This window comes from Streptomyces sp. ISL-12 (assembly GCF_018614415.1).
Classification (GTDB): Bacteria; Actinomycetota; Actinomycetes; order Streptomycetales; family Streptomycetaceae; genus Streptomyces.
In genome coordinates, this window is sequence record NZ_JAGGOO010000128.1 from 15,917 (window position 1) to 29,207 (window position 13,291).

Annotated in this window: 10 protein-coding genes; 5 read left to right on the forward strand and 5 right to left on the reverse strand. The window is 73.5% G+C overall.

Annotated features, from left to right (window positions below; all coding sequences use genetic code 11):
- Positions 1–47 precede the first annotated feature (47 nt).
- The 5 genes from J7I94_RS30860 to mtnA form a co-directional block, all read right to left on the reverse strand.
- A complete protein-coding gene (locus J7I94_RS30860) occupies positions 48–1,163 on the reverse strand; it encodes a ComF family protein (protein WP_215172397.1) in 1,116 nt (371 codons plus the stop codon).
- A gap of 159 nt (positions 1,164–1,322) precedes the next feature.
- Positions 1,323–3,158 carry an LpqB family beta-propeller domain-containing protein gene (locus J7I94_RS30865; protein WP_215172399.1) on the reverse strand — a complete coding sequence of 612 codons (1,836 nt, stop codon included), beginning with the start codon at positions 3,156–3,158 and terminating at the stop codon, positions 1,323–1,325.
- Positions 3,148–5,178 (reverse strand): MtrAB system histidine kinase MtrB, encoded by a 2,031-nt coding sequence (gene mtrB / locus J7I94_RS30870; protein ID WP_215172401.1) that lies wholly within the window; start codon positions 5,176–5,178, stop codon positions 3,148–3,150. Before mtrB ends, J7I94_RS30865 begins: the two co-directional genes overlap by 11 nt.
- A gap of 1 nt (position 5,179) precedes the next feature.
- Positions 5,180–5,869 (reverse strand): two-component system response regulator MtrA, encoded by a 690-nt coding sequence (gene mtrA, locus J7I94_RS30875; RefSeq protein ID WP_003990656.1) that lies wholly within the window; start codon positions 5,867–5,869, stop codon positions 5,180–5,182.
- A 322-nt stretch (positions 5,870–6,191) separates the two neighbouring features.
- Positions 6,192–7,334: an S-methyl-5-thioribose-1-phosphate isomerase gene (mtnA, locus tag J7I94_RS30880; RefSeq protein WP_215172403.1), complete on the reverse strand. Its 1,143-nt coding sequence runs from the start codon at positions 7,332–7,334 to the stop codon at positions 6,192–6,194.
- 140 nt (positions 7,335–7,474) lie between these two features.
- Here mtnA and J7I94_RS30885 point away from each other — a divergent pair, with 140 nt between their 5' ends.
- Genes J7I94_RS30885 through J7I94_RS30905 form a run of 5 tightly spaced genes read left to right on the forward strand, consistent with a single transcriptional unit; the run spans position 7,475 to position 13,223 of the window.
- Positions 7,475–8,878 carry a glycerophosphoryl diester phosphodiesterase membrane domain-containing protein gene (locus J7I94_RS30885; RefSeq protein ID WP_215172405.1) on the forward strand — a complete coding sequence of 468 codons (1,404 nt, stop codon included), beginning with the start codon at positions 7,475–7,477 and terminating at the stop codon, positions 8,876–8,878.
- A gap of 4 nt (positions 8,879–8,882) precedes the next feature.
- Complete coding sequence (locus J7I94_RS30890) at positions 8,883–9,656, forward strand: DUF4129 domain-containing protein (protein ID WP_374198449.1); 774 nt, start codon at positions 8,883–8,885, stop codon at positions 9,654–9,656.
- Positions 9,653–10,924, forward strand: coding sequence for a DUF4350 domain-containing protein (locus J7I94_RS30895; protein WP_215172406.1), 1,272 nt, complete (start codon positions 9,653–9,655; stop codon positions 10,922–10,924). The genes J7I94_RS30890 and J7I94_RS30895 overlap by 4 nt, the downstream gene beginning before the upstream one ends.
- Positions 10,924–11,913 (forward strand): MoxR family ATPase, encoded by a 990-nt coding sequence (locus J7I94_RS30900; RefSeq protein WP_215172407.1) that lies wholly within the window; start codon positions 10,924–10,926, stop codon positions 11,911–11,913. The genes J7I94_RS30895 and J7I94_RS30900 overlap by 1 nt, the downstream gene beginning before the upstream one ends.
- Positions 11,913–13,223: a DUF58 domain-containing protein gene (locus J7I94_RS30905; RefSeq protein ID WP_215172408.1), complete on the forward strand. Its 1,311-nt coding sequence runs from the start codon at positions 11,913–11,915 to the stop codon at positions 13,221–13,223. Before J7I94_RS30900 ends, J7I94_RS30905 begins: the two co-directional genes overlap by 1 nt.
- The last annotated feature ends 68 nt before the right edge of the window (positions 13,224–13,291 follow it).

The following is a 13,291-nucleotide window of genomic DNA, read 5'->3' on the forward strand; positions in this document are numbered from 1 at the left end:
TCAAGTGAATTGATTCGCTTATTACCTGCAACGACGCAAGTTCTCAATCAGTTCCGGTTTATTTCGAAAGACTCTGGTGAAGCGGCGACCACAGCCGCCTGGATCACACCACGGATGGCGTCACCCGTTCGAGTCACGCCCGTCGTTCCCGGCCCGGCGGGCGCCGCGTCCGCCCTCACTTCCGTCACTCCGGTTCTCCGTTCCCCTCTGCCTTCCCACACCGCTCCGGGATACACGGGCGGCGTCGCCGTTCTGTACGGACGCGTCCCCGCTTCCCGCTCAACCACCTCGTCCGCCGCCCGCACGGCACGCGCCGCCTCCGCGAGGGACGCCCCCGTCGTCACCAGGTCGTCGACGAGCACGACCGGTCCCCCGTCGCGCAGCAGCCGGGCGGCACCGGGCACCACGGTCAGCGCCCCGGCCAGGTTGTCCGACCGCTGCCGGGACCCGAGCCCCGACTGGTCGGCCACGGCACGCCGCTGCCGCAGTACGGCCGCCACCCGGGCCGGCGTACCGGTCCGCCGCAGCTCACCCGCCGCCGCCAGCGCGATCCGCCGCGCCGGATCATGCCCCCGGGCCCGCACCGCCCGCCGCGCGGACGGCACGGGGACCAGCAGCACCGGCCCTGTCCCGCCTGCGGCACAGGGCGCCCGCGCCCCCTCCGTCCTCGGCCACTCCGCACTCGCACCCGCGTCGGCCCGCACCCACGCGGCCGACCAGTCCGACGAGCCCGACCAGCCCGACGAGCCCGACTGAGCCTGCCGAGTCGGCGGGGCCTCCCAGCCCGCCCCTGGGGCACTGTCCCCCGACCAGTCCGCCCGCACCGGCCGAACCGCCCGCACCGACGGGGAACCCCTGTCGTCCTCCGCCCTGCGCAGTCCCGCCCGCACCGCGCCCGCCAGGGCCGCGCCGAGCGGCCCCGCCAGGGCCAGCGCTCCTCTCTCCTTGTGGGCCAGCAGCACCGCCCGCACCTCGTCGGTGTACGCCGCCGCCGCGTACACCGCCGGCAGTCCGGGCGGCTCCGGCACTGGCCGCACCCGGCGCGGCACACCCCTGCCGAGCACGGCACGGCACTCGCGGCACAGCACCGTGCGCGGCCTGCCGCACCCTCCGCACTCGGTCGGCAGTACCAGGTCGGTGAGGTCCTGCCACCAGCCCCGCATGCCCACCACTGTGCCGCCCTCCGCACAGCCCTGCCAGCCCTGTGGAAAACCTCGGCCCACCGCACCCCCGGACCTGTGGACAACTCCCGCACCAGCGGCAACACCACCGGCCGGCCACCCGTCCCCGAGCAACCGCCCGCGGGCCGCCCTCGCCCGGGCTCACCCGGGATAGACCGGCGCCGTCCCCTTCGTGACCTTCTGCCACTGCATCCCGGACGGCAGCCGGACGATCCCGTCCTCCGAGTACGCCACCAGCGGCACCCCGTCGTCCTCGGACGCGGCGATGTCCTTCACTCCGGTGAGCGCGGCCGGCGCCGATGTCTCCGGCGCTGAGCCGTCGACCTGGACGTATCCGATCTGCTGCACGCCCCCGTGTTCGCGCCCGACCACCACCAGGCGGCTGTCACCGGCCCAGGACATGGCCGTGACCTCCTCCAACTCGGGCGTCGCCGACCGCAGTTCCCGTACCGTCGGCGGGTCGCCGGCCTTCGCGCCCCGCTCGATCCGCCCGATGAACAGCGACCGGTCGCCGTCCTTCTCCACGATCAGTGCGATCCGCACCCCGTCGGCGGCCACCCGTACCGCCTGGACCCGCCCGTCCAGTCCCGAGACGCGCACCTCCGCCGGCTCCTCCGAGCCCTTCTCGAGCACCAGCAGCCGCGGATCGTCCGGGTTCCGGTCGGCGACCCACAGGTCGCCCCGCGTGTCCCAGCTCGGCGGCGCCAGCCGCTCGTCCTCCGTCGCCCCCTGGCTGACCAGCACGGGTTCCCCGAGCGAACCGCCCGACACCAGCGATCCGACGTACAGCGACCTGGCGTCGAGCCCGACCCCGGCCGCCGTGTGCTCGTCACGCGACACCGCCACCGACCGCAGGGCCGTACCGCCCTCGCCCAGCGCCCCCGGAACCGGCTCCGCCGCCGTGGCGTTGCCGCCGGACGGCAGCCGTACCAGGCGCTGCTCGTCGTCGACGAAGTACAGGTAGTCCGGATGCTCGGCCGAGCCGCGGGCCGCGACCGCTTCGGCCCGGTCGTCGGTGAGCGAACACAACTGCTTGTCACCGGAGCGCAGTTCGACCTCGTCCACCGCCGGCGTCAGGCTCTGCAGCGTGAACAGCAACTGCGTGGCCATCTCGGCGCACTCGTCGGCACCGGCCCGGGCGGCCTTGCCGTTCAACGGCACCGTCAGCTTGCTGTGTTCGTCGGGGGTCAGCGCGGTGACGTTCTTCGCCAGGTCAGAACCGGCGGGGAAGCTCGACCTGACGACGGACCCGAGCGAACTCGTCGGCCCGTCGATGAGAGAACGCACGGCCTGCGCCAGAGGTTCCACACGCCGCCGTACATAGACGGGATCGGCGACCGCCGCGGTCCGCCCCGCTCCGTCGGCGGCGTCCTCCGCCCCGTTGTCCGCGGCGAAGTAGTACTTGTTGACGGACATGTAGTTGCGCTGGAAGTCCGACTTGCCCATGACGACGCCGGAAGGCGGCGCGTCGATGCGCCACTGCCCGGTCTCGGTGTCCCGCGTCAGATGCACCGGCTGCCGGTACTCCCCCTCGGCGGGCGCGTACGACTGCTGCGCGTCCACGGTGGCGACCCTGGTACCGGTGAGGGTGACCGAGTAGTCACTGCCCTCCTCGCGGCTCCCCGCGGGGTCGACCACGGTGCCCGGCCCGTCCGCGAGCACCGTCGTGGACCGCTTCGGCCGCCAGCTCTCGGCGGCCTTGCCGGTCAGGTACTTCCGCGCCGTCTCGTAGTCCGGGTCGTCGCTGGTCAGCGCCTCCAGGAACCCCTGCACGATGTCCGTGGCGGAGGCGTCCTTCGCCGGCGGCATCGCGAAAACCCGCACCTGAGAGTCCTGCCGTGGCGTCGACGCCACGTCCCGCAGGTCTCCGTTGTCGGGCATCGACGCGCACCCCGCCAGCAGTACGGCACCGCAGGCGGCGTACACCACCGCGCGGGCCGACGTCGCCCGCCGGCCCCCCTCACGGTCAGCGCCCACGAGTCCCCTCCCCTTGTCTGTTCGCGTCCTGGGACCCGGTGGCCGTACGGCTCGCCTCCGGCAGACCGGCGCGGCCCTCCTGGTTCCGGGCCTCCGGCACGTGCCGGGGCACCACCCGCGCGCCGCTGCCGGGCAGCGCCGTCGGATCGGCCGTGGCAACCGCCGCGCCCGGCCGGGGCGGGATCGCGTCCCGGGACGGGGCCGCCGCCTGGCCCGGCCCGGTCGCGGCGTGCGGCGGGCCCGCGTCGCCGAGCCCCCGGTTGCGCCGGGAGTCGCCGGGCTCCAGGGGGATCGGCGAGCCCCGCAGCGGCTCGTCGGCGGTCCTCGGCAGGGTCAGCCGGAACTGCGACCCGCCGCCCGGCTCACCCCACGCCTGCAGCCAGCCGCCGTGCAGCCGCGCGTCCTCCAGGGCGATGGACAGGCCCAGTCCGGTACCGCCGGTGGTACGCGCGCGTGCCGGGTCGGCCCGCCAGAAGCGGCTGAAGACCCGGGTCGCCTCACCGGGCTTGAGCCCCACGCCGTAGTCGCGCACCGCCACCGCCACGGCCCCGCCCGCCGCGGCGAGCTTGACGACGACGTCCTTGCCGTCACCGTGTTCGACAGCGTTGACCACGAGGTTGCGCAGCACCCGCTCCACCCGCCGGCCGTCGGCCTCGGCGACGACGGGCTGCTGATCACCGACGACCCTCAGGCGCGTCCCCTTGCGCTCCGCGAGCGGCTCGGCCCCGCTGACCACCCGCCGCACGACCTCCCTCAGGTCGATCGGCTCCGCCTCCAGCGCCGCCGCGCCCGCGTCGAACCGGCTGATCTCCAGCAGGTCCGCGAGCAGCGTCTCGAACCGGTCCAACTGGTCGGCGAGCAACTCCGCCGACCGCGCGGTCACCGGGTCGAAGTCCGCGCGCGCGTCATGGATGACATCGGCCGCCATCCGCACGGTCGTCAGCGGCGTCCGCAGTTCGTGCGACACGTCCGACACGAACCGCCGCTGCATCCGCGACAGGTCCTCCAGCTGATTGATCTTCAACTGGAGGTTCTGCGCCATCTTGTTGAAGGCCTCGCCGAGCCGCGCGATGTCGTCCTCGCCGGTGACCTTCATCCGTTCCTGCAGCTTCCCGGTGGACAGCCGCTCGGCAATGCTCGCCGCCATCCGCACGGGCGTCACGACCTGCCGCACGACCAGCCAGGCGATCGCCCCGAGCAGCACGACGACGAACAGCCCCGCCGTCGCCAGAGTGCCCTTCACCAGACTCAGCGACTTCTCCTCCTGGGTGAGCGGGAAGAGGTAGTACAGCTGGTACGGCTGGCCGTTCGGGTCGTTGACCCGCTTGCCGATCACCAGGGCCGGCTGGGAGTCCTGGGCGGAGTTGTAGACGATGCGGGTGTAGCTCTGCGCCGCGACCGTGCTGCTGTCGACCCGCTCCCGCAGTTCCTCGGGAACGCTGGACGACGGGTCCACCAGCCCGGAGGCGCGCGGCCCGCGCCCGCTGCCGCTCTCACCGCCGACGGGCAGCGTGACCACGTCGAAGGCGCCCTGGCCGCCGCTGGAGAGCGACTTCACCAGGTCGCTCATCCACTGGATGACGTTCTGCGCGGGCCGGCCGTCCACCGAGGCGGCGTCGTCGCCGGTCACGGTCGCCGACTCCTCGGCCTTCTGCTTGGCCACCGCGAACCCGCCGGTCGCCTGCGACTGCGAGGCCTTGACCTTGGCGTCCAGCAGCCCGTTGCGGACCTGCCCGATGACGACGAACCCGAGCAGCAGCACCACACCCAGCGACATCAGCAGGGTGGTGACGACCACCTTGAGCTGGATGTTGCGCCGCCACAACCGCATCACGGGCAGCAACGGCCGCCGCACCCAGCGCATGACGAGGCGGAGTACGGGACTGCCCTGCACCCCGCCGTTCAACAGCCCGCCCTCCAGCAGGCGTCCCCAGCGGGAACCGGCCGGCTTGCGGCCGACAGGCCGCCCGGCGCGGGCCCCGGACGTTCCGGGCGCCGAAGCGGCACTGTCCCCGGACACGTCAGCTCGGCCCCGCCTTGTAACCGACACCCCGGACGGTCACCACGATCTCCGGCTTCTCGGGGTCCTTCTCGACCTTGCTGCGCAGCCGCTGCACATGCACGTTCACCAGCCGGGTGTCCGCCGCGTGCCGGTACCCCCACACCTGCTCCAGCAGCACCTCGCGCGTGAACACCTGCCACGGCTTACGGGCCAGCGCCACCAGCAGATCGAACTCCAGCGGCGTCAGCGCGATCGACTGCCCGTCCCGCTTCACGGAGTGCCCGGCCACGTCGATGACCAGGTCACCTATGGCGAGCTGCTCCGGCGCCGGCTCCTCCGACCTCCGCAGCCTGGCCCTGATCCGGGCCACCAGCTCCTTCGGCTTGAACGGCTTCACGATGTAGTCGTCCGCGCCCGACTCCAGGCCCACGACCACATCGACGGTGTCGCTCTTGGCCGTCAGCATCACGATCGGAACCCCGGACTCCGCCCTGATCAGACGGCACACCTCGATCCCGTCCCGGCCCGGCAGCATCAGATCCAGCAGCACCAGATCGGGCTTGCTCTCACGGAAGGCGGCCAGCGCCTTGTCGCCGTCGGCTACGAAAGACGGCTCAAAACCCTCACCACGCAGCACGATGCCGAGCATCTCGGCCAGTGCGGTGTCGTCGTCGACGACAAGGACTCGTCCCTTCATAAACGACATCATCCCATTCTCATAACGGACACAGACGCGCAGGTGAGGCAGGTCACTGGCCTGTGACCCTAGCCGTAGGGGACGGTCACTGTCTGCCCCGGTACCCGGGCCCGGGCATCCACCGGAATCAGGAAGCCCCCACACCGAAGACAACGCCGCGACCAGCCCCGCCACCAGCAGCGCTCTGCGACCGGCCGGCCTCCACCGTGCCCGCCATGACCCACGCGCGGCCGGCAGTCCGCTGACACTCGCCGCCGCCGTGCCAGTCCTGTCCCGCCGGCCACGTCCCGCCCCTCGGCGTGCACTGTACAGAGCGGACGGCCCGACGGTCCCGTCAGCCGGCCGTCACCCGACGCGCCCGCGCGCACAGCCCGGCGAGGGCCTCCGCGGTCACGGGCGAGACCACGCCCTCCTCCGTCACGACCGCCGTCACCAGCTCGGGCGGGGTCACGTCGAACGCCGGGTTGTACGCCTGCGTCCCCAGAGGGGCGATCGGAACGCCGCCGCCCGCCCCGGACACCGGCACCTGCGGCACCGACACCTCCGTCACCTCGTACGCGGGCCGCTGCTCCACCTCGATCGCCGCCCCGTCCGCCGTGTCCGGGTCCACCGTCGTCACCGGCGCCACCACGATGAACGGCACATGGTGGTACCGCGCCAGCACCGCCAGCGGATAACTCCCCACCTTGTTCGCCACCGACCCGTCCGCCGCGATCCGGTCCGCCCCGATCAGCACCGCGTCCACCTCACCTGCCGCGAACAGCGAACCGGCCGCGTTGTCGGTGAGCAACGTGTACGCCATGCCGTTGCGGGCCGCCTCGTACGCCGTGAGCCGGGCACCCTGCAGCAGCGGCCGCGTCTCGTCCACCCACAGCCGCCGCAGCCGTCCCGCCCGGTGCGCCGCGAGCGCCACCGCGAACGCCGTGCCCTCGCCGCCGGACACCAGCGACCCGGTGTTGCAGTGGGTCAGGACGCGGTGCCCGCCCCCGGGCAGCAACTCGTCGAGGAACGCCAGTCCGTGCGCGGCCATGCGGGCGCTGGCCTCGGCGTCCTCCCGGTGCAGCGCCCGCGCCGCGGCCAGCGCCGCCTCGGCGGCCTGCTGAGCACCACCGCCCCGGGCGAGCACGGCCCGGTGCGCGGCCTGCGCCCGGCGCACGCCGACGGCCAGGTTCACCGCGGTGGGACGGGCGCCCGTCAGCGCGTTCGCGGCGTCGTCCACGTCGTAACCCCGCACGGCGGCGAGCGCGACCCCGTACGCACCGGCGATACCGAGCACCGGCGCCCCGCGCACGGCCAGCGAACGGATCGCCTCCACGAGCGCGGGCGCGTCCGTACAGACCAGCTCGACCTCCTCGGCCGGCAGCCTGGTCTGGTCCAGCAGGACCAGGACCGGTCCCTCGGGTGGTTCCTCCCAGCGGAGGGCCGGTATGTCGCTCGGCCGCTTGTCCTCGCCGGTCTGCGCGTACTGATCAGCCATGCGGTCAGTCTTCCCCCTATCCGTCGGACAATTGAAGGTGCGCAGCACCTACCGCGGCCGGTCATCATCCGACCACCCCATGGCACGATGGCTGCCAACCTGCCGCCGCGACCGCGGACGGGCACCGTGAAGGAGCGACGATGAACGACACTCCGGGCTGGACCTCGCCCGGATCCGCCCCGTCCGACGGGCGGCAGCCCGGCGCGTCCGGCCCCGCCGACCGCCCCGGCCCCGGCCGGCCGGCGGACCAGCCCGGCGCGGACCAGCCCGGCGCGGACCCGACAGGCCCCGGCACGAAGTGGTCCACGGAGCAGCCGCCACCCGGCCAGTGGTCCGCGCCCACGGCCCCCACGGGCACCGGCCAGACCCCACCGCCTCCGCCGCCCCCCGGCCCCGGCTGGGGCACCCCGCCCCCGCCTCCGGGTCAAGGCCCACAGGGTCCGCAAGGCCCGCATGGCCCCGGCGGACACGGCGGCGGGCCCGGCGGTCCTGGCGGCGTCCCCGGCGGCGGCTGGGGCGGCGGATACGGCGGCTGGGGCGCGGGCTGGGGCGGCCCCCCGCCCGCGGCCAAGCCCGGCGTCATCCCCCTGCGCCCGCTCGGCGTCGGCGAGATCCTCGACGGCGCGGTCTCCACCATGCGCGCCTACTGGCGCACGGTCCTCGGCATCTCGCTGACCGTCGCGGTCGTCACGCAAGTCATCGTCGTCCTGGTCCAGGGCCTGGTCCTGGACAGCGCGCGGACCGACGCCCTGAACGACCCCGACGCGACCCTCAGCGAACTGGGTGACGCCATGGCCGCCACCATGGTCAGCTCGGCCGTCCTCTTCGTGATCTCCTTGGTCGGCACGGTCCTGGCGACCGCCCTGCTGACGACCGTCACCAGCCGTGCCGTCCTCGGCAAGCCGGTGACCACCGGCGAAGCCTGGCGGGACGCCCGCCCCCAGGTGCTGAAGCTGTTCGGCCTGGTGCTCCTGCTGCTGATCATCACCGTCGGAATCGTCATCGTCGGCGCCCTGCCCGGCATCCTCGTCGCCTTCACGGCGGGCGGCGGAGCCGCCGTCGCGATCGGCGTCATCGGCGTCATCGCCGCTGTGGTCGTCGCCGGATGGCTCATGATCCGTTTCTCCCTGGCCTCGCCCGCGCTGATGCTGGAGAAGCAGGGCATCGTGAAGGCGATGACCCGCTCCACCAAGCTCGTGCAGGGCTCCTGGTGGCGGATCTTCGGCATCCAGCTGCTGGCCGCGATCATCGCGAACGTCGTCGCGTCGATCGTCGTCATCCCCTTCACCTTCCTCGCCGCGGCCTTCAACGGCGACGGGTTCAGCGGCCTGGTCGACGGCAGCGGCGGCCTCGGCTGGACCTTCCTGGTGATCAGCGGGATCGGCTCGGTGATCGGCTCCATGATCACCTTCCCGATCTCCGCAGGGGTCACCGTGCTCCTCTACATCGACCAGCGCATCCGCCGCGAGGCCCTCGACCTCGAACTGGCCCGCGCCGCCGGCGTCCAGGGCTACGGCGCCCCCGGCACGACCCCGGGGAGCTGATGCGGTGAGCAGGACGGGGGGAGTCCTCACCGAGGTACTGCCGCACACCGCCGTACGGACAGTGCTGGGCGCCGGCCACGGGCTGGCGCCGGTACTGTCGCGCTCCGACGACGAACCACCGCTGACGACACCCCGCGACCCCGCCCGGGAGGCGGCCCGCCGCGAGCTGTCCAAGCGCATGTACCACGAGAACGACCCCAGTTGGTTCCACCGCGCCCTCAACGCCTTCTGGGACTGGATCGACGAGCTGTTCAGCACCGCCTCCACCGCGACGCCCGGGGGAACGCTCGGACTGGTCGTCATCATCGCCGCCGTCGTCCTGGTCGCCGCCGCCCTCTGGTGGCGACTGGGCACCCCCCGCCGCACACCTGGCACCACCGCCTCCCTCTTCGACGACCGCCCCCGCAGCGCCGCCGAACACCGCACCGCGGCCGAGGCGCACGCCGCCCAGGGCCACTGGAACCAGGCCGTCCAGGAGCGCATGCGGGCCATCGTCCGGGCCCTGGAGGAACGCGCCCTCCTCGACCTCCGTCCCGGCCGCACCGCCGACGAGGCGGCCACGGAGGCCGGCCGCGCCCTGCCCGTCCACGGCGACGGGCTCCGCGCCGCGGCCCGGTCCTTCGACGACGTCACGTACGGCGGCCGAGCGGCGACCGAGGAGTCGTACCGGCGCATCGCCGGACTCGACCGCGACCTGGACCGCACCCGCCCCCAGCCGGCGAGCGGCACCACCGCTCCCGGCGCGGACCGCCACACCCGCCAGGGAGCCGCCGGATGACTACCGAGGCCACGCTCCCGTCCACCTCGGCCTCGCCCACCGCCCGCCACCTGTGGACCCGCACGCGCGGCATCGCACTCGCCCTCGTCCTGCTCCTCGCGGGGGCCGTCGCGATCGCCGTCGTCCGCTCGGACGCCCGGCACGGCGAACTCGACCCGCGCTCGGCCGACCCCTACGGCAGCCGGGCCGTCGCCGAACTCCTCGCCGACCGGGGCGTGACGACCCGTTTGGTCACCACCCTGGCCGCGGCACGCGCCGCCACCGGCCCAGACACCACCCTGCTGGTCGCCGCCCCCGACCTCCTGACGGAATCCCAGCAGACCCGGCTGCGCTCGGCCGCCGTCGGCTCGGGCGGGCGTACCGTCCTGGTCGCCCCCGGCAGCGCGTCCGTCGAGCGCCTCGCCCCCGGCGTCACCGCCGACCCCGCGATCAGCCTCGACTCGACGCTGTCCCCGGGTACCGGCTGCGACCTCCCCGCCGCCCGGCGCGCGGGCACCGCCGACACCGGCGGCCGCCGCTACACCACCACCCACCTCGACGCCGACGCGTGCTACCGCAGCCAGCGCCTGGCCACCCTCCTGCGCATCCCCGAACCGGCCACCGAGCAGCCGTCCCAAGACCCTGCCGAAGAAACCCCCGGAAACGGATCCGCCTCCGCGGGCGACACGATCGTCCTCGGCGCCCCCGACATCCTCCTCAACGACCGCCTCGCCGAGCACGGCAACGCCTCCCTCGCCCTCCAACTCCTCGGTTCCCGCCCGCATCTGGTCTGGTACCTCCCCTCCCTCTCCGACACCACCGCCGCGGACGACGGCGAACGCAGCCTCTTCGACCTGCTCCCCTCCGGCTGGCTCTGGGGCACCCTGCAGCTCTTCATCGCCGCGGCCGTCGCCGCCCTGTGGAGGGCACGCCGGCTCGGCCCCCTCGTTCCCGAAAAACTCCCCGTGGCCGTCCGCGCCTCCGAAACCGTCGAAGGCCGCGCCCGCCTCTACCGCAAGGTGAACGCCCGCGACCGCGCGGCCGCCGCTCTTCGCGCCACCACCCGCACCCGCCTCGCCCCCCTGGTAGGCATCCCCGTACCCCAAGCACACACGCCCGAGGCCCTGCTCCCCGCCTTGTCCGCCCACCTCCACGGCGACTACGGGGATCCCGGCACCGGGCAGTCCCCGCACACCCTCCTCTTCGGCCCGCCGCCCAGCGACGACGCGGCCCTCGTCTCCCTCGCCGATCAACTCGATGAACTCGAAAGGCAGGTACGCCGTCCATGATGGACCCGACCACTGACAACGCCGGGCCGGCCGGGAACCCGGGCGACGCCCGCGCGTCCCTCGAGGCCCTGCGCGCGGAGATCGCCAAGGCCGTGGTCGGCCAGGACGCCGCCGTGACCGGCCTCGTCGTGGCGCTGCTCTGCCGCGGCCACGTCCTCCTCGAAGGCGTCCCCGGCGTCGCCAAGACCCTCCTGGTCCGCGCCCTCGCCGCCTCCCTCCGCCTGGAGACGAAGCGCGTGCAGTTCACCCCGGACCTGATGCCGAGCGACGTCACCGGCTCCCTCGTCTACGACGCCCGTACCGCCGAGTTCTCCTTCCAGCCCGGCCCGGTCTTCACCAACCTGCTCCTCGCCGACGAGATCAACCGCACCCCGCCGAAGACCCAGTCCTCCCTCCTCGAAGCGATGGAGGAACGCCAGGTCACCGTCGACGGAACCCCCCGCCCCCTCCCCGACCCGTTCCTGGTCGCGGCCACCCAGAACCCGGTCGAGTACGAGGGCACCTACCCCCTTCCCGAAGCCCAGCTGGACCGCTTCCTCCTCAAACTCACGATCCCCCTCCCCTCCCGCCAGAACGAGATCGACGTTCTCACCCGCCACGCCTCGGGCTTCAACCCACGCGACCTGCACGCCGCCGGCGTACGCCCCGTGGCGAGCGCCGCCGACCTGGAATCCGCCCGCGCCGCCGTCGCCAAGACCACCGTCTCCCCCGAGATCACGGCCTACGTCGTCGACATCTGCCGCACCACCCGCGAGTCGCCGTCCCTCTCCCTCGGCGTCTCCCCGCGCGGCGCCACGGCCCTCCTCGCCACCGCCCGCGCCTGGGCCTGGCTGACCGGCCGCGACTACGTCACCCCGGACGACGTGAAGGCCCTGGCCCTCCCCACGCTCCGGCACCGCGTACAGCTCCGCCCGGAGGCCGAGATGGAGGGCGTGACCGCCGACTCCGTCATCAACGCGATCCTCGCCAACGTCCCCGTCCCCCGCTGATGGCACCCACCGGACGCGCCGCGCTCCTCGCGGCCCTGGGCTCCCTCCCCGTCGGCATCTGGGATCCCGGCTGGACGAGCATCCTCGCGGTCAACGGCCCGATCGCCCTGGCTTGCGCCTGCGACTACGCTCTGGCCGCCCCCGTACGCCGTCTGCGCCTCTCGCGCTCCGGCGACACCTCCGTGCGCCTGGGCGACAGCGCCGACGTCACCCTCACGGTCACCAACCCCTCCAACCGACCGCTCCGCGCCCGCCTCCGCGACGCCTGGCCCCCCAGCAGCTGGCAACCGGGCACGGAAACCACCGCGTCCCGCCACCGGCTGACCGTCCCGCCCGGCGAACGCCGCCGCACGACCACCCGCCTCCGCCCGACCCGCCGCGGCGACCGCCAGGCAGACCGCGTGACAATCCGTTCCTACGGCCCGCTGGGCCTCTTCACCCGCCAGGCCAGCCACAAAGTCCCCTGGACGGTACGGGTCCTCCCCCCGTTCACCAGCCGCAAGCACCTCCCCTCCAAACTCGCGCGCCTGCGCGAACTCGACGGCCGCACCAGCGTCCTCACCCGAGGCGAGGGCACAGAGTTCGACAGCCTGCGCGAGTACGTCCCCGGCGACGACACCCGGTCCATCGACTGGCGCGCCACAGCCCGCCAGACCGCGGTCGCCGTACGCACCTGGCGCCCCGAACGCGACCGCCACGTGCTCATCGTCCTCGACACCGGCCGAACCTCCGCCGGCCGCGTGGGCGACGCTCCCCGCCTGGACTCCTCCATGGACGCGGCGCTGCTCCTGGCCGCCTTGGCCACCCGCGCCGGTGACCGCGTGGATCTCCTCGCCTACGACCGCCGCGTTCGCACCCTGGTCCAGGGCCGCACCGCGGGCGACGTCCTGCCGTCCCTGGTCAACGCCATGGCGACGCTGGAACCCGAACTGGTCGAGACCGACGCCCGCGGCCTCACCGCCACGATCCTCCGCACCACGCCCCGCCGATCCCTGATCGTCCTGCTCACCACTCTGGACGCGGCCCCCATCGAGGAGGGCCTCCTCCCCGTACTCCCGCAACTCACCCAGCGCCATACGGTCCTGCTCGCCTCGGTGGCGGACCCGCACGTGGCCCGAATGGCCACCTCACGCGGCACCACGGATTCCGTCTACGAGGCCGCAGCCGCCGCCCATTCCCAGGCCGAACGTCATCGCACCGCAGATCAACTCCGCCGCCACGGCGTCACGGTCGTCGACGCCACCCCCGAGGAACTGCCACCGGCCCTCTCCGACGCCTACCTGGCGCTCAAGTCCGCAGGCCGCCTCTAGCCCTAACAAAAAAGGGGCCCCAAGGGCCCCTCACTCAAATCTTCCACAACGCAGAAAACCCCCGCACC

What these genes read in the sequence shown, in the direction of transcription:
- J7I94_RS30860 (WP_215172397.1), bottom strand. Translation starts at nt 1,163, where the DNA reads ATGCGGGGCTGGTGGCAGGACCTCACCGACCTGGTACTGCCGACCGAG.
- mtrA (WP_003990656.1), bottom strand. Translation starts at nt 5,869, where the DNA reads ATGATGTCGTTTATGAAGGGACGAGTCCTTGTCGTCGACGACGACACC.
- mtnA (WP_215172403.1), bottom strand. Translation starts at nt 7,334, where the DNA reads ATGGCTGATCAGTACGCGCAGACCGGCGAGGACAAGCGGCCGAGCGAC.
- J7I94_RS30885 (WP_215172405.1), top strand. Translation starts at nt 7,475, where the DNA reads ATGAACGACACTCCGGGCTGGACCTCGCCCGGATCCGCCCCGTCCGAC.
- J7I94_RS30895 (WP_215172406.1), top strand. Translation starts at nt 9,653, where the DNA reads ATGACTACCGAGGCCACGCTCCCGTCCACCTCGGCCTCGCCCACCGCC.
- J7I94_RS30900 (WP_215172407.1), top strand. Translation starts at nt 10,924, where the DNA reads ATGGACCCGACCACTGACAACGCCGGGCCGGCCGGGAACCCGGGCGAC.
- J7I94_RS30905 (WP_215172408.1), top strand. Translation starts at nt 11,913, where the DNA reads ATGGCACCCACCGGACGCGCCGCGCTCCTCGCGGCCCTGGGCTCCCTC.